The sequence below is a fragment of the Brenneria salicis ATCC 15712 = DSM 30166 genome, assembly GCF_003315515.1.
Taxonomy (GTDB): Bacteria; Pseudomonadota; Gammaproteobacteria; order Enterobacterales; family Enterobacteriaceae; genus Brenneria; species Brenneria salicis.
The window spans coordinates 44,438-60,116 of record NZ_QNRY01000012.1; the positions used below are offsets into that span (position 1 = coordinate 44,438).

The following is a 15,679-nucleotide window of genomic DNA, read 5'->3' on the forward strand; positions in this document are numbered from 1 at the left end:
AATCCCCCGCAGATTTGTAATGCAAGTAAAAGGAATAAATTATAACGTTAAGATATAAATCCCGCTTTTTTGCGGATGATATAGTCCGTTGCGGATACACCGCCTCGGGCCCCTTTAAATAACAATGTGATGATAAAGCGGTGTCCAATTTAATTTCAAACAGGAACGCCAGCATGAAAAAAACATTCTCCCCAGGCCTGAAAACCATACTGTTAACCATCGTAATAGCCGTTGCGCTCACCGGGTGTGATAATCAAGCCTCCACCGATCAGGACAATACCCTGCGGATCGGCACCACCGGACAAAGCTTTCCCGGCTCTTATAAAGAAAATAATAAATTAGTCGGTTATGACGTGGATGTAGCGGAAGCCATCGCCAAAGAGTTGGGATACAAGATTCAGTGGACAACCGCCGATTTCAGCGGATTATTGGGCCAATTAGAAGCGGGCAAACTTGACACCATCGCAAATAATTTCGTCAACACCACCGAACGCCAGAAAAAATACAATTTTTCCGATGCTTATTTAACTTATGCGTCGCAAATCGTCACCAGTGTAAAAAATGAAAACATTCAGTCGATAGCCGACTTAAAAGGCAAAACCATTTCAGGCGTATTAGGATCGACGCATGTCGCGAACCTGCGTAATGCCTTTCCTGATAACAGCGTCACTATCCGTACCTATGAAACCCGTGATGCCGCAGTTAATGATGTGGTGAATAACCGAGTGCAAGGTTATGTGAATTCCCGCCCGATCCTGTTGGCGGAAATCAACAAGCATCAGTTACCGCTCAAACTGGTGGGCGAACCGCTGTCCAATGAACAGGTCAGTTTTCCTTTTGCCAAAACGCCTGAAGGAGAAAAACTCCTCGCTGGCTTTAATGAAAAACTCAATGTATTACGCCAGAACGGTCAATTGAAAATACTGGCGGAGAAATATTTCGGCAGCGATCAGGTATTGGCAAATTAATCGACGGGACGATAAGAAAACGAAGCGAATTGCCGGGGGCGCCATGCTACCCTTGGCGATCCCAGAGGGATAACATCGCTCAAGCCTAATTAATAATGCAAAATCGCAGGCGAAAAAAAAGCACATCTTTCGATGTGCTTTTTTAAATGTATGGTCGGCGAGAGAGGATTCGAACCTCCGACCCACTGGTCCCAAACCAGTTGCGCTACCAAGCTGCGCTACTCGCCGAATATACTGCTTTAGCATCACTGATGCTTTTCGTTTGTGTGGTGCGAAGAGAGGGACTTGAACCCTCACGTCCGTTAAGACACTAACACCTGAAGCTAGCGCGTCTACCAATTCCGCCACCTTCGCATTACCATCAATCACAAACTTGAATCTGGGGTGGCTAATGGGACTCGAACCCACGACAACTGGAATCACAATCCAGGGCTCTACCAACTGAGCTATAACCACCATAAACCACGCTTTACTACACGAACTTTTACTGCTTTATTACGCGGTACTTCCTTTACGGGGTAATTGTACCACCGCAGCTCTTGCACACAACTTAGTGGTGCGCCCGACAGGATTCGAACCTGAGACCTCTGCCTCCGGAGGGCAGCGCTCTATCCAGCTGAGCTACGGGCGCGTAGCGCCGTTGCGGGAGGGGATACTACGGATTTAACGAGTGCCTGTCTAGTGCTTTTTTATCGAATTGATGTGTTTGCTTATGCTTTGCTCATTTCAAGTTAAATAACGTACAAATCAATGCTTCTCTCCCCAAAAAGCGATGATTTCACGCTGATTACCGCCCTTTTTTATCCAATTTCAGGACAGGAATGGCCAAGGCGACAGGAAAAGTCGGCGCGCCAATCGCCAATAAAGAAAACCTACAAACGTCCGCTGTAATGATAAGCAAGATATTTCAATAGTTTCAGTTGGCGGAAAATACGGCTCGGTTGCGACATCAAACGATAAAGCCATTCCAGCCCCAAATTTTGCCAGGCCAGCGGCGCGCGTTTTACCTGTCCGGTAAACACATCGTAGGTGCCGCCCACGCCCATGTAGAGCGCATCAGGGTAATGACGACGACAATCACGCATCAGGATTTCCTGGCGTGGCGATCCCATCGCCACAGTCACAATCTGTGCGCCGCTGGCGCCGATACGTTCAAACAACGCATCACGCGCTGAGGGCGCGAAATAACCGTCCTGACAACCAACGATATTGACGTCCCACTGCGTCCGCAGTTTTGCCGCCGTTTGTTGCAACACCTCCGATTTACCGCCCACCAGAAAAACCGGCGTGCCTTCCTGACCGGCACGTCGCATCAACGCTTCCCACAAATCCGCGCCTGCAATCCGGCTCACCTCAGCCTGCGGATACTTGCGACGAATCGATCGAACAATGCTGATCCCATCCGCGTAAGGGTAATCCGCTTTTTCCAGCAAGGTACGCAGGGCGCTATCCTGCTCAGCCGTTAAGACTTTTTCGGCGTTAACCGCCACCAATGTACCGGTTCTTACCCGATGATCGGCAAACAGATAATCAACACATTGCGCCATATGGCGAAATCCGTGGATAGATAAGCCACGAATTGAATACTGTGGAATAACGGCTTTTTCTTCCATCATTCTGAATCCTTTACAGCACGCTACGCGTGGGCGGGACCGGCGACACGGTTGACGGCGTACTCGTTTGTGGTCGGGGACGCGATAGACGCTCTCTGATCAATCCGGCGCTTTCCAGCAACCAATACAGCAATTTTGCCGCCAGCAGGCAAAAGCCGAAGATCAGACAGAAAAACACCACACGGGAAACAAACGCATCAACCCCCTCACGCGCCAGTACGATGATGTTAAACACCGCCCCGAAGCAGAACGCCTGTAAAATGGCCGCCTTATATCGGTTACTGTCGTTTTTGCCCAACGCATAAATCCAGTCGAACCATTTGATAATCAGCCCAACGGTAATCGCCCCCAGCGGAATAAACATCACCCCGCCCATCACCACCAACGAACCTAATAACGTCGGCGAAATAGCCAGCCCGGAATGGTTATTCAACACTTCCCAGGTAAAGTAGTTGGCGCTGTTCAATACCAGATTCGGGCGTTCAGGCCACAGCCACGAAGGAATAAACACATAGAAATCTCGTGCGATAGGCGCCAGTCCCTGAAAATCGATCTTGTCGTAGTTCTGCCACAATAACGCGAGATTTTCCCACGGCGAGAACGTATCACGCGTCAGGTACAGGAAGGTATAAAACGCTTCGTCGCCGCTGACATCCATACCGTAGCGCTTAAGCGCCAGCCAGAACATGCCCACGATGCCGAACATGCCCGCCGCCGCCAGCATCCACAGCGTTATCCAGCCACGCACAATGCCAATAAATAGAAACAACGCGAAAGCGATGATCACATTCGCCCGCGTCCCCCCGACGATGACATACGTCAGCATGCCGAATGCCACCGTGCCGATAAGAAACAACAGCCAGGCGCGCTGTGTCTGACGCAGGAAATAGACCACCAGCATGGCCGGAATAAAAAAGTAGAAAAAGCGCTTCAATGCCACGCCGGAGACGTCACTGGAGAAGATCTGGCTGTAAGAACGCAATTTGAATAACAGAAAACCATTATTAAGGAAGAACACCGCCACCGTCGCTATCGCGATCAGCGCCAGCAACATCCAGGTCAGATGCGTTTCCACCCGGTTCATGGTAAGTAAAGACGGACGGACAACTGCCTCTTTCCTGCGCAGGCGGGTTTTATAACTGACATAGTAAATCGCGTAAAACGCCGTGGCGGAAAGCAGCGCCTGGAGTAAATACGGCGCCGGCGTCACTTCAACGCCAAAACGGAACACCAATAGGCAGGTAAACGGAAAACCGAAATAAAACGTCAGCAGATAGAGTAGCGAAAACAACACGTTGAAATTAAAGCGAACCCGACGGAACTCCTGCCAGGTCAGCGTCAGGATAAAAATCACCGAAATAAGGTAAACCACAAACAGGCCGCCAAATTGTCCCAGCGTCATGTTGGTTCTCCCGCCGCCAGCGCCAACGCCTGTCGCCAACCGTGCAGATAATTAGGATTAAAGAACGCGATTTGATGCTTATCAACGGAGGCCAGTTGACGCTGAGCCTCACGCACCAGCGCTTCATTGAGATCATCACAGTAAAACAACACCGGCAGATATTGTTGCGTCAAATCCTGCCAGAACGGATTTTTGCGGCTAATCACAAAAGGAACGCCAAACTGAATCAACAGACACAGCGTGCCGATACCCTGCTGGCGGTCAAAAATAAAGTAACCTAAATCGCAGGTGCGCAGCATATTCAGGTAATCATCAAACGCCAGTGGGTCTTTCAATAACTGAAAATGTTTTACGCCAAACAGCGCGCGCCCTTCTTCCTCAACCTGCGCAATATAGTGCGTGTTGTTGGCGGGGTAGCCCATCGGCACAATCACCCGCACATGGGCGCCGAACTGCTGATGAATAGCCCGCAACGCCTCCTGATGACGATTGGTGCGATCACCGGAATTACCGACCAGAATCGTCAACGGCCCGGCCAGCGGTTTCTCCACCGACATGTCCGTCAACGCGGGGTCCATCCGCGTCGGGAAATACAGCAAGGAACCAGGAACACGAGGGTGCCGCTGCCGGAACCACGCTAAATCCCCTTGCGTCGCAAAGACGTGTCCGATGCGTTTTTGCGCCATACGACGCAGCAGATAGAATAATCGATACTTCCAACCGCGACCCTCTTCGTACAGATCCGCGCCCCAGACATGCCAACACACCTGTGTCGGTTTGATTTTACCGCTCAATAATGCCAGCCACAGCGTGGGGTTGAATTGCCCGTGCAGGAAGAATCGCGTATTGGGATCAGCACTGGCTTTCGCTATCACCGCCCGCGCCAGCGTCTTTTTATCCGCATGCGTTTCAATGTCGAGCGCCGGAAAATCCGCCGATGGCAACGCGTCACGCGCCGCCACCATAAAATGACGCACCTGCTGCTCCGGCAATTCGCTTGCCAGAACATCATTAAAGAAACGCAAAACCGTCTGGTTATGGTGTGGGATATCCGATCCCAGCACATGAATCAGTGTCGTCATGCTCGCCTACGGTAAATAATGAATACGCTGCAACAAAGCAAAAAATAGACCAGATAGGTCGCCATATACGCTTGCGCCGCGCCCAAGGCGCCATGCCGGGGGATCAGCCAATGCGCAAAGCCGGTAAGCAGCAGAAACTGGCTCACTTCCGTCAGCAGATAAAAGCGCAGCGCTGCTTTGGCTATCACCAGATAGCCAAATACGTAAGCGCCCACTTTCATGACATCGCCCACCAGTTGCCAGGCGAACAACTCTCTCATCGCAGTAAACTGGCTGGAAAACAGCAGCCAGATAGCCACATCGCGCAGCAGCCAGACACAAAAACTGACAGCGGCCACCACCGGCAGGACAAACTTCAACGACCGGAAGATTTCCTGCGCCAGCGCGGTTTTATCCGTCAGACGCGAGAGCGTCGGTAGCAGATAAACGGTGAACGACGCCGTAATAAATTGCAGATAGGCATCGGAAATACTGCTTACCCCTTGCCAGATCCCCACTTCATCCCAGCTATAGTGCGCCGCCAACAGATTGCGCATCATGATATAGGCCACCGGCAGCGTGACGGCGGTCATCAGCGCCATCAGCGTGAACTTGCCGAGATGACCGGCAATCACGGAGTCCCAAGCCGGTTTTAACCGCGCCCATGAGAGCGGTGTACGCCGCAACATCAGCCAGCCAGCGGGCAGGCCCGCCAACGCGGGCACCAACGCCAGTCCAGCCAGCGCGCCACGGTATCCGCCCAACGAAAAACACAACCAATAGGCCGCCAGACCAATCAGGCTGCCGCTGATGATCGCCAGCGCATTCCCGATAGCATCCCGATAGCCTTTGAGTATCGCCAGAAACAAGTTGGCGTAGGCGATGCCCATCTGGATAAACGCCAACGCCCGCACCACATCCCGATATTCATCGTGTCCGAACAACGCATTAGCAATGGGCGTCGCGGCAAACAGAAAAACGGCGGCCAGCAGTGTGGAAGACCCCAGCACCAGCGCAACGGCGGTGCCAAGCAGAGGCGTTAGCCGGTCCGGTTGCTGGTGATATTCGGCAACGTACTTGGTCACGCCGTTAAAAATACCCGCGCCGGACAATACACCCAACACAGTAATAAGTTGGCGGAAATTCCCCGCCTGCCCCACCCCACTGGGCCCGAATGCCACCGCCAGGAGTTTGACCACCAGTAGCCCCGCGGCGATTTTTATCAGCGTGGAACCCGCCGTCCAGATTGATGCTTTCGCCAGCGACATATCAGGCGAAGAAGCTCAGGATAGTGTTGATGACCGTGCGCTGATTGACGTCTGACAGGTTATAGAACAACGGCAGACGCACCAGACGTTCACTCTCCTGCGTGGTATAACGATCTTCACCGGCGAAACGTCCGAAATTCAGTCCGGCGGGGCTGTCATGCAACGGTATATAATGAAAGACCGTCAGGATTTCGGCTTCTTTCATGTAATCGATAAAGGCGCTACGATCTTGCGCATCGCGCAACTTGATATAAAACATATGCGCATTGTGGATACAACTGGCCGGCACCGTCGGCAAGGCGATGCGACCGGCATCAGCCAGCGATTTGAACGCCGCATAATAATTCTGCCACAGACGTAAACGGCGCTCATTGATCGGGCGGGCGGCTTCAAGTTGCGCCCACAGATAAGCAGCTTGAATATCCGCCATTAAATAGCTCGAACCGATATCGCGCCAGGTGTATTTATCGACCTGTCCCCGGAAAAACTGGCTGCGATTGGTCCCTTTTTCACGCACGATTTCCGCTCGTTCAATCAGCCTTGGGTCATTAATCAGCGTCGCTCCGCCTTCTCCGCCTGACGTGTAATTCTTGGTTTCATGGAAACTAAAACAACCGACATGGCCGATTGAACCCAGCACTCGCCCTTTGTAGCTGGACATGACGCCCTGCGCGGCATCTTCAACCACAAACAGATCGTATTTCTTCGCCAGCGCCATGATAGCGTCCATCTCACACGCAACCCCGGCATAGTGAACCGGTACAATGATGCGTGTTTTATCAGTGATCGCCGCTTCAATTTTGGTTTCATCGATATTCATGGTATCGGGACGAATATCGACAAACACGATTTTGGCGCCGCGCAGCACAAAGGCGTTGGCCGTCGAAACGAAAGTATAGCTCGGCATGATGACTTCATCGCCGGGTTTGATATCCAGCAAGATGGCCGCCATTTCCAGCGAGGCGGTACAGGATGGCGTCAACAGTACTTTCTTGCTGCCGGAATAGTGCTCCAGCCACTGCTGGCAGCGACGGGTAAACCCCCCGTCGCCGCATAGTTTGCCGCTGCTCATGGCAGCCTGCATATAATCGAGCTCTGTACCCACCACCGGCGGCGCGTTGAACGGAATCATGTGATCACCTGTATAACCAATAAGCCGTGCTCTCAATTCGGGCACCGCGACGAAGATAGAGACGAAGCGCCGCCACATTGCCGACCTGTGTCGCGACGCGTAAACGTTGTATCCCTTGCTGCCGACACCATGTTTCAGCCAGCGCCATCAAATGCGAACCCACGCCACGACCGGTGATGCCGGGAAAAACGCCAAGTAACCCGATACGCGCTTCCCTCTCGCCAGACTGACGGATCGTCACCCAGCCTTGTGGTTGCCCGTTGTCGTCTTCAATTAACAGACACAGATCATCAAAGGCGCCAAGCACGGCGTTTTCGATCCACCGGGCGTAAAAGCGGCCACTGTCCGTTGGCTGATACCACGGGGCGCGGAAACGGTTCAGGGAGAAGACCTGCGCCGCCGCCTGACGCAGTTGCGGAATATCGGCGCGCTCAGCCAGACGCTGGCGAAGCGATACCGTCGCCGCCGGCGCATCATCCACAGACAAACAGAGGTCGACTTCACCTTCAACCAGCCGGAAACCGATATTCGCCAATGCATCAGCCAGCGCCAGATTATTGGCCGATATTTTCGCCTGCGTCAGCGCATAGCGCGTCAATGCCGCTGGCGTCAGGACCGGTGCGCTGGATGAGAAATTCAACTTGCCGCTGCTCAGATTGAAAAACTCGCTTTCCCAGTGCAGCGGGTCAATCGTGGCGCGGATCGCAGACACCGCCGAGGACATTGGCGTCTCCGCCGTCAGCCTGCGATCAGAATTTTTCATCTTGGCTCCTCAACTTGCTGTTCAGTCGTTCAACCCCAGACGCTCGCTGGTGTAGGAGCCGTCCTGAACGCTGCGCCACCAGGCCTCATTATTCAGATACCAATCGACGGTTTTTCTCATGCCGGATTCGAAGGTTTCCTGCGGACGCCAGCCCAGTTCGCGCTCAATTTTACCGGCATCGATAGCGTAGCGCATATCATGGCCGGGACGATCTTTCACATAGGTGATCAGGTCACGGTAACGCTGCACGCCAACAGGTTTGTTAGGCGCCAGTTCTTCCAGCAAGTCACAGATCGTCTGCACGACTTCAATGTTCTTACGCTCGTTATGACCGCCGATATTATAGGTTTCGCCCACCTCACCTTCGGACACGACTTTATACAGCGCTCTGGCGTGATCTTCGACGAACAGCCAGTCACGGATCTGAGCGCCATCGCCATAAACCGGCAGCGGTTTACCCGCCACCGCGTTCAGGATCACCAGCGGGATCAATTTTTCAGGAAAATGGTAGGGGCCATAGTTGTTGGAACAGTTGGTGATCATGGTCGGCAGGCCGTAGGTACGCAGCCAGGCCCGCACCAGATGATCGCTGGATGCTTTGGAGGCGGAATAAGGGCTGCTGGGCGCATACGGCGTCGTTTCCGTAAACAGGTCATCGGTGCCGTGCAAATCGCCAAAGACTTCGTCGGTCGAGATATGATGGAAACGGAACGCCGCTTTCGCGGCAGCTTCCATCTCTTGCCAATAGTGACGAGCAGCCTCAAGCAGCGTGTAAGTACCCACTATATTGGTTTCGATGAACGCCGCCGGACCATCAATAGAGCGATCGACGTGACTTTCCGCCGCCAGGTGCATTACCACGGCAGGCTGATAGTCGACAAACACCCGATCCAGCGCCGCCCGATCGCAAATATCGACCTGTTCAAAAGCGAAACGATCGCTGTTTGCAACTGGGGCCAGCGAAGACAGGTTGCCGGCGTAGGTCAGTTTGTCCACCACCACCACACTGTCCGGTGTTGCGGTCAGAATATGTCTTACCAAAGCCGAACCAATAAATCCGGCTCCGCCAGTGATTAAAATACGTTTCAACGCCACACTCCTTTTGTATCAATAACCCACTGTTGTTTAACATCTTCAGGGTTAATCGCTTTGAACTGGCGGTGATCGACCAGCATCACCAGGATATCCGCATCCCGTAACGCTGACGCCGTATCAGCCAACTGCGCATACCCCGCCAGCACGGAGGGCAACTGTTTCACGTTTGGCTCCACCGCCAGCGTCGTACCCGCATGCCACTGTGCGATCATTGCCGTAATTTCCACGGCAGGACTTTCCCGCAAGTCGTCAATATCCGGCTTAAACGCCAGACCAAAGCAGGCTACCGTGACTTCGCTGGCGCGTTTGTCCGTCTGTGCCAGAAAATCCGCCACCGCCGCTTTAACCTGATCGACAACCCACAGCGGTTTTCCGTCATTGACTAGTCTGGCGGTATGGATCAGTCTTGCCTGCCGCGGGTTCTGAGCGACGATAAACCAGGGATCAACGGCAATGCAGTGTCCGCCCACGCCGGGGCCGGGTTGCAGAATATTGACGCGTGGATGACGGTTTGCCAATCGGATAAGTTCCCATACGTTAATATTTTGTTCGGCGCAAATCAGCGATAGCTCATTGGCGAACGCAATATTCACGTCACGGAAGCTATTTTCCGTCAGCTTGCACATTTCGGCGGTTCGGGAGTTAGTGACTACACACTCACCTTCAAGAAAAATGTTATACAGTTCGCGGGCGCGGGCGGAACACGTCGGCGTCATACCGCCAATGACCCGATCGTTTTTAATCAACTCGACCATCACCTGCCCCGGCAAAACGCGCTCAGGACAATAGGCGATATTGATGTCGGCCTTGTCTCCCGCCTGCTGTGGAAAACGGAGATCAGCGCGAACCTGCGCCAGCCATTGCGCCATTTGCTCGGTCGCCCCGACAGGCGAGGTGGATTCCAGAATGACCAGATCGCCTTTTTTCAACACTGGCGCGATCGACTCAGCCGCCGCCTGTACATAGGCCATATCCGGCTCATGGTCGCCTTTGAACGGGGTTGGCACCGCAATCAGAAAAGCATCCGCCGCAACGGGTTGGTTAAACGCGCGCAGATAACCATTTTCCACCGCTGTTTTCACCAGCGCATCCAGATCCGGTTCGACAATGTGAATCTCACCCCGGTTGATGGTGTCCACCGCTTTTTTATTTACGTCAATACCCGCCACCCGCTTTTTACGAGAGGCAAATGCAGCGGCGGTCGGTAAACCGATATATCCCAGTCCGATAACCGAGATTGTCTCAAAACTCATAACGTCACCTGAAATTCGTGTGTGATGGCGGCGCTCCGCCATCATTGTATTGGTCGCCGCAAGCGGCGTTTAAAATCGCTCCTGGCGATTTTTTAACGCATCAACAATGCGTTGGCAGGCCTGACCATCGCCATAAGGGTTGTGCGCGCGGCTCATCATCTGATATTCGTTTTCGTCGGTCAGCAGCAGGGAAACCGTGTCCACGATTTTCGTCACGTCAGTGCCGACTAATCTCACCGTACCGGCTTCTATCGCCTCAGGCCGCTCGGTGGTTTCCCGCATCACCAGCACGGGTTTGCCTAACGAGGGCGCTTCCTCCTGAACGCCGCCGGAATCGGTCAAAATCATATACGCACGATTCATCAGATAAACAAATGGCAGGTAATCCTGCGGCGCAATCAACATCACATTGTTGATGCCGCTCAGGATGCGGTTGACCGGTTCACTGACATTAGGATTAAGGTGAACCGGGTAAACAATCTGCGTATCGGGATGCCGTTTGGCGATATCCGCCAACGCGCTGCAAATACGCTCAAAACCGCCGCCAAAGCTTTCACGCCGGTGTCCGGTCACCAGGATCAATCTTTTGGTCGTATCCAGAAAAGCATACTGTTGATCCAGACGACGACACAATTCCGCATCACGAATGATGCGATCCCGTACCCAGAACAACGCATCAATGACCGTATTGCCGGTGACGACAATGTGTCGATCCGACAAATGCTCACGCAGCAAATTTTGACGGGCATTTTCCGTCGGCGCGAAATGGTACATCGCCAGATGCCCGGTCAGCTTACGATTCGCTTCTTCCGGCCAGGGAGAATAGATGTTTCCGGTACGCAGCCCGGCCTCTACGTGTCCGACAGGAATACGCTGATAAAACGCGGCCACACTCGCGGTAAGCGTTGTGGTGGTATCACCATGCACCAGCACCAAATCGGGTTTGAATTCAGTCATGACCGGCTCAAGCCCGGTCAGAATGCGGCAGGATATCTCACTGAGGCTCTGTCCCGGTTGCATGATATTCAGATCGTAATCTGGCGTAATATCGAATAGACGCAGCACCTGATCCAGCATCTGCCGATGCTGGGCCGTTACGCAAATTCTCGATTCAAAGGCTTCATCCTGAGCCAGGGCATGAACCAGCGGGGCCATCTTGATGGCCTCAGGCCGGGTGCCGAAAACAGTCAACACTTTCACGGTGAATCTCTTTAATCAAGTTAGACGCAGACTTTTCACTGCGAATCGGACGTTACCCGTTAAGCGGGTTAACGTGGACGACGTACCAAAGCAAAACCCGCGCCCACTAACGCGCCGATCGCGCCCCACATCACCATCAGGAAGGCGCGGCGCGGGCTATCACGCTTCACCGGTTCTTCCGGCGTGCGCAGGTAGCGGTAGGTCTGGAAATTAGCGTTAAGCGTGGGGCCGACATTCAGTGTGGTCAGCATGGCGCGATTTTGATCGTATTCGAGATCATAGTGCGGCCCGCTGGCTTGCAAAGATTCCAGACGTGCCTGCAACATCGGCCTTCCCAGTAAAAACATTTCCGATGCAGGCAATTCATCCGCCGGCGTATCGGTCTGGCTACGGCTGATACCTTGCTGCCGGGCGATTTTCAGCCCCTGTTCGACACTCTGGATTTCCCGTTCGTAAATCGCCCTGGCAACGGCTTCCTGCCGTTTGATCTGCGACTTGATGAAGATGGTTCTGGCCGCCCATGCGCCAGTGATTTCTTCATTCAGATGACCGGCGGCTTGTTGACTGGCAAACACCACATACTGACGCAGTAAAGTATTGGCATCAGCCGAGGTTTCCGCCGCCAGCTTCACCGTATCACGGGTTTTCTTGGCGTCATCACGCGGTGTGAACTGAATATTATTCACCAGTTCATCCAGTAGCGCGGCATCAGCCTTCGTATCCCCTTCCTGCCGCTGTTTGTAATAGTCGGTCTGCAACCAGAAATCCCGGCGGGTATCATATGCCGCCAGTTGCACAATGAACTCGGCATAAACATCGGATGAAATAGAGGGTTGCTCACCTTGCGGGACAGAAAAGGCTTGCGCATCAAGATTGCGGAGAAACTGTTGCTGGGAATAGTAACCGCCCAACATATTCACCGTCGGTTTATCCGTAATCGCCGTCGCGCTCCATTCCTGTTTTACCAGGTAGGAATAGAGTAACGCGATAACGCCAAACAACGCGGCGATGGCGATGATCCAAGGCTTACCACGCCACAGCGTGTGAAATAAGCCGCGAATGTCCAGTTCGTTATCAACTAACGTATTCCCGGCAGACTGGTTCTCTGATTTCATTACTTCCCCAATATTATTTGGTTAAGGTAACTGCTTTTGCTCATCGACATGCCGCATACGACGCTTGATCCGCTTGATAAAACGAGCGACTCGCCATGCGCGTTTCAGGCAATAACCATAGAACAAAAATGCAAGCAAGAATAAGGCCAACATAACCCATTCTGGAACAAAAGAGAGATATTCTCCGACTACTCCTACTGCGGCTAATAATGCGGCGGCCAGGGTAATCAATACAAAAGCTTGTCGGGAGGTAAAGCCAGCCCTCATCATCAGATGATGGATATGCTGGCGATCCGGCGAAAATGGACTCATCCCCTTACGTAACCGCCGATACATGATCGCAATCATATCAATCAGCGGGATCGCGATAATCCATAACGCGGTTACCGGATTAATGGGATGCTGTATCCCCTGTGTTGTCTGAATCAGCAGCCAGATAGCCGTAAAACCAATCATTGTGCTACCGGCATCGCCCATAAAAACTTTATACCGTTTACCGAAAACCCCAAGGTTGAGCAGAATGTAAGGCAGGGTGGCGGCAATCATGGCAAAACACCATAACGCCAGATTCGCATGGCCGTTGAGATACAACAGTATCCCCAACGCGCCAAAGGAGACGCTGGATAAGCCGCCCAGCAATCCGTCAATCCCATCCACCATGTTAAATGCGTTGATCGCGGCCCAGACCGCAAATAGCGTCACCAGATAACCAAACGGCCCTAACCCCATCTGCCACGGTCCGAAAATATACCCCAGGTTATGCAAAGTGAGCCCGGCAAACCCCATCATGATGGCCGCGACGCACGCCTGTACAATGGCGCGAATTTTCACACTGATATCGAAGCGGTCGTCCAGCGCGCCGACAAACACCAGAATACCTGCGCAAAACAGGTAAAGTCGGAAATTGGGAATGTAGTAATCGGTGATCAGAAAGGTAAAGCAGATCCCGGCGTACACGGAAACGCCGCCAACCAAAGGAATCAACCCCTGGTGCCGTTTACGGTAGTTCGGGCGATCGACAAGTCCTATTTTTCTCGCCATCCGGCGAGCTAAAAATAGGAAGCCCAGAGAAAACAGGAAAATGATTAATAATTCAATACTCATAATGAGTAAATTCACCGTTCACAGCTTCGCTGCGGCTGCTCAATATATGCTCGGTTTATGTCTTAAATACTATCTTCGCTTAAACACTATCGTCACATAAATACTATCGTCGCATTGAAACAGCGACATTCAGCAAGACGCACTTGCTGTGCGGGCGATCAGCATAGTCTAAAAGAGACACGATTCGTAACCTGAATAGCTCAAACGACCATTTTACCGGCATCGATATAAAAAATCGCCGGGAATGATTTTCAACATCGCCTGCGACGGCCCGTAGAATGGCGGGCAAAGATAACCTGCCATAAAAAACGCCACGACCCCGCGTGGCGTTCCCCGAGTTCATCCGTGATTTATGAACGCTTCATCATGTCAAAGAATTCATCGTTGGTTTTGGTCATCGCCAACTTGTTAATCAGGAATTCCATGGCGTCAATCTCACCCATCGGGTGGATGATCTTACGCAGAATCCACATCTTCTGGAGTTCTTCAGACGTGGTCAGCAATTCTTCTTTACGCGTACCGGAACGGTTGTAATCGATAGCCGGGAATACGCGTTTTTCGGCAATTTTACGGGCCAGATGCAATTCCATGTTACCGGTGCCTTTGAACTCTTCGTAAATGACCTCGTCCATTTTCGAACCGGTATCGACCAGTGCGGTTGCGATGATCGTCAGGCTGCCGCCTTCTTCAACGTTACGGGCGGCGCCGAAGAAACGTTTCGGGCGATGCAGGGCATTGGCGTCCACACCACCGGTCAATACTTTGCCGGAAGCAGGCACAACAGTGTTATAAGCACGCGCCAGGCGGGTGATGGAATCCAGCAGAATGATAACGTCTTTTTTATGCTCGACCAGACGCTTGGCTTTTTCGATCACCATTTCGGCAACCTGAACGTGGCGGGAAGCGGGTTCATCAAAGGTGGAGGCAACCACTTCACCCTTGACCAGACGCTGCATCTCGGTCACTTCTTCCGGGCGCTCGTCAATCAGCAACACCATCAGCACGCAGTCAGGATGGTTGTAGGCGATACTTTGTGCAATATTCTGCAACAGCATGGTTTTACCCGCTTTTGGCGGCGCAACGATCAGACCACGCTGACCACGACCAATAGGCGAGGCCAAATCCAGTACGCGAGCCGTCAAGTCTTCTGTTGAACCGTTACCGCGCTCCATGCGCAGGCGGGAATTCGCGTGCAAAGGGGTAAGGTTTTCAAACAGGATTTTATTGCGGGCGTTTTCAGGTTTGTCGTAGTTGACTTCGTTTACTTTCAACAGCGCAAAATAGCGTTCCCCTTCTTTTGGCGGACGAATTTTGCCTGAAATAGTGTCGCCAGTACGAAGGTTAAAACGGCGGATTTGGCTGGGAGAAACGTAGATATCATCAGGGCCGGCAAGGTAGGAACTGTCTGCGGAACGGAGGAAACCGAAGCCATCCTGCAATATTTCCAGCACACCATCGCCAAAAATATCCTCGCCGCTTTTTGCGTGCTGCTTGAGAATGGCAAAAATAATGTCCTGCTTGCGCATGCGAGCGAGGTTTTCCAGTCCCATATTTTCGCCGAGAGTAATTAACTCAGAAACCGGCGTATTCTTTAATTCGGTAAGATTCATAGTGGTGGGTTCTTAAACTCGGGGTAAATCTCGAACTATTAACGTGAATGGTATGGCAGGGTCATCCGTGCCTCTATAATAACCTTCAATCACCG

Annotated in this window: 13 protein-coding genes and 4 tRNA genes; 1 reads left to right on the forward strand and 16 read right to left on the reverse strand. The window is 52.5% G+C overall.

Translation table 11 applies throughout. The features are described 5' to 3' along the window. The first annotated feature begins 173 nt into the window (after positions 1-173). Complete coding sequence (locus DES54_RS07470) at positions 174-968, forward strand: transporter substrate-binding domain-containing protein (protein ID WP_113866048.1); 795 nt, start codon at positions 174-176, stop codon at positions 966-968. 151 nt (positions 969-1,119) lie between these two features. Here DES54_RS07470 and DES54_RS07475 read toward each other — a convergent pair. The 16 genes from DES54_RS07475 to rho all read right to left on the reverse strand — a co-directional run bounded on the left by DES54_RS07475 (position 1,120) and on the right by rho (position 15,584). After that, positions 1,120-1,196, reverse strand: a tRNA-Pro gene (locus DES54_RS07475). 39 nt (positions 1,197-1,235) lie between these two features. Next, positions 1,236-1,322 (reverse strand) — tRNA-Leu (locus tag DES54_RS07480). Positions 1,323-1,348: 26 nt separating this feature from the next. Then, positions 1,349-1,424 (reverse strand) — tRNA-His (locus tag DES54_RS07485). A 98-nt stretch (positions 1,425-1,522) separates the two neighbouring features. Beyond that, positions 1,523-1,599 (reverse strand) — tRNA-Arg (locus tag DES54_RS07490). 241 nt (positions 1,600-1,840) lie between these two features. Next, positions 1,841-2,581 carry a lipopolysaccharide N-acetylmannosaminouronosyltransferase gene (gene wecG / locus DES54_RS07495; RefSeq protein WP_113866116.1) on the reverse strand — a complete coding sequence of 247 codons (741 nt, stop codon included), beginning with the start codon at positions 2,579-2,581 and terminating at the stop codon, positions 1,841-1,843. A gap of 13 nt (positions 2,582-2,594) precedes the next feature. After that, entirely contained in the window at positions 2,595-3,983 is a 1,389-nt protein-coding gene (gene wzyE / locus DES54_RS07500) for an ECA oligosaccharide polymerase (RefSeq protein ID WP_113866050.1), read from the reverse strand. Then, positions 3,980-5,065: a TDP-N-acetylfucosamine:lipid II N-acetylfucosaminyltransferase gene (locus DES54_RS07505; RefSeq protein WP_113866052.1), complete on the reverse strand. Its 1,086-nt coding sequence runs from the start codon at positions 5,063-5,065 to the stop codon at positions 3,980-3,982. Before DES54_RS07505 ends, wzyE begins: the two co-directional genes overlap by 4 nt. Beyond that, on the reverse strand, positions 5,062-6,312 hold the full coding sequence (wzxE, locus tag DES54_RS07510) for a lipid III flippase WzxE (protein ID WP_113866054.1): 1,251 nt from the start codon (positions 6,310-6,312) through the stop codon (positions 5,062-5,064). Before wzxE ends, DES54_RS07505 begins: the two co-directional genes overlap by 4 nt. A 1-nt stretch (position 6,313) precedes the next feature. Beyond that, positions 6,314-7,444 carry a dTDP-4-amino-4,6-dideoxygalactose transaminase gene (rffA, locus tag DES54_RS07515; protein WP_113866056.1) on the reverse strand — a complete coding sequence of 377 codons (1,131 nt, stop codon included), beginning with the start codon at positions 7,442-7,444 and terminating at the stop codon, positions 6,314-6,316. Positions 7,445-7,448: 4 nt separating this feature from the next. Next, positions 7,449-8,207, reverse strand: a complete 759-nt coding sequence (gene rffC / locus DES54_RS07520; RefSeq protein ID WP_240634967.1) for a dTDP-4-amino-4,6-dideoxy-D-galactose acyltransferase — start codon at positions 8,205-8,207, stop codon at positions 7,449-7,451. Positions 8,208-8,228: 21 nt separating this feature from the next. Beyond that, positions 8,229-9,296, reverse strand: coding sequence for a dTDP-glucose 4,6-dehydratase (gene rffG, locus DES54_RS07525; protein WP_113866058.1), 1,068 nt, complete (start codon positions 9,294-9,296; stop codon positions 8,229-8,231). Beyond that, positions 9,293-10,555, reverse strand: coding sequence for a UDP-N-acetyl-D-mannosamine dehydrogenase (gene wecC, locus DES54_RS07530; RefSeq protein WP_113866060.1), 1,263 nt, complete (start codon positions 10,553-10,555; stop codon positions 9,293-9,295). The genes rffG and wecC overlap by 4 nt, the downstream gene beginning before the upstream one ends. A gap of 69 nt (positions 10,556-10,624) precedes the next feature. After that, positions 10,625-11,755 carry a non-hydrolyzing UDP-N-acetylglucosamine 2-epimerase gene (gene wecB / locus DES54_RS07535; RefSeq protein ID WP_113866062.1) on the reverse strand — a complete coding sequence of 377 codons (1,131 nt, stop codon included), beginning with the start codon at positions 11,753-11,755 and terminating at the stop codon, positions 10,625-10,627. Positions 11,756-11,823: 68 nt separating this feature from the next. Then, a complete protein-coding gene (gene wzzE / locus DES54_RS07540) occupies positions 11,824-12,870 on the reverse strand; it encodes an ECA polysaccharide chain length modulation protein (RefSeq protein WP_113866064.1) in 1,047 nt (348 codons plus the stop codon). Between the two features lie 21 nt (positions 12,871-12,891). Next, on the reverse strand, positions 12,892-13,974 hold the full coding sequence (wecA, locus tag DES54_RS07545; protein WP_169050403.1) for a UDP-N-acetylglucosamine--undecaprenyl-phosphate N-acetylglucosaminephosphotransferase: 1,083 nt from the start codon (positions 13,972-13,974) through the stop codon (positions 12,892-12,894). A gap of 350 nt (positions 13,975-14,324) precedes the next feature. Continuing rightward, entirely contained in the window at positions 14,325-15,584 is a 1,260-nt protein-coding gene (rho, locus tag DES54_RS07550; protein ID WP_113866068.1) for a transcription termination factor Rho, read from the reverse strand. Between the last annotated feature and the right edge of the window lie 95 nt (positions 15,585-15,679).

Coding starts and splice junctions, on each gene's coding strand:
- DES54_RS07470 (WP_113866048.1), top strand. CDS start 174: ATGAAAAAAACATTCTCCCCAGGCCTGAAAACCATACTGTTAACCATC.
- wecG (WP_113866116.1), bottom strand. CDS start 2,581: ATGGAAGAAAAAGCCGTTATTCCACAGTATTCAATTCGTGGCTTATCT.
- wzyE (WP_113866050.1), bottom strand. CDS start 3,983: ATGACGCTGGGACAATTTGGCGGCCTGTTTGTGGTTTACCTTATTTCG.
- DES54_RS07505 (WP_113866052.1), bottom strand. CDS start 5,065: ATGACGACACTGATTCATGTGCTGGGATCGGATATCCCACACCATAAC.
- wzxE (WP_113866054.1), bottom strand. CDS start 6,312: ATGTCGCTGGCGAAAGCATCAATCTGGACGGCGGGTTCCACGCTGATA.
- rffA (WP_113866056.1), bottom strand. CDS start 7,444: ATGATTCCGTTCAACGCGCCGCCGGTGGTGGGTACAGAGCTCGATTAT.
- rffC (WP_240634967.1), bottom strand. CDS start 8,207: ATGAAAAATTCTGATCGCAGGCTGACGGCGGAGACGCCAATGTCCTCG.
- wecC (WP_113866060.1), bottom strand. CDS start 10,555: ATGAGTTTTGAGACAATCTCGGTTATCGGACTGGGATATATCGGTTTA.
- wzzE (WP_113866064.1), bottom strand. CDS start 12,870: ATGAAATCAGAGAACCAGTCTGCCGGGAATACGTTAGTTGATAACGAA.
- wecA (WP_169050403.1), bottom strand. CDS start 13,974: ATGAGTATTGAATTATTAATCATTTTCCTGTTTTCTCTGGGCTTCCTA.
- rho (WP_113866068.1), bottom strand. CDS start 15,584: ATGAATCTTACCGAATTAAAGAATACGCCGGTTTCTGAGTTAATTACT.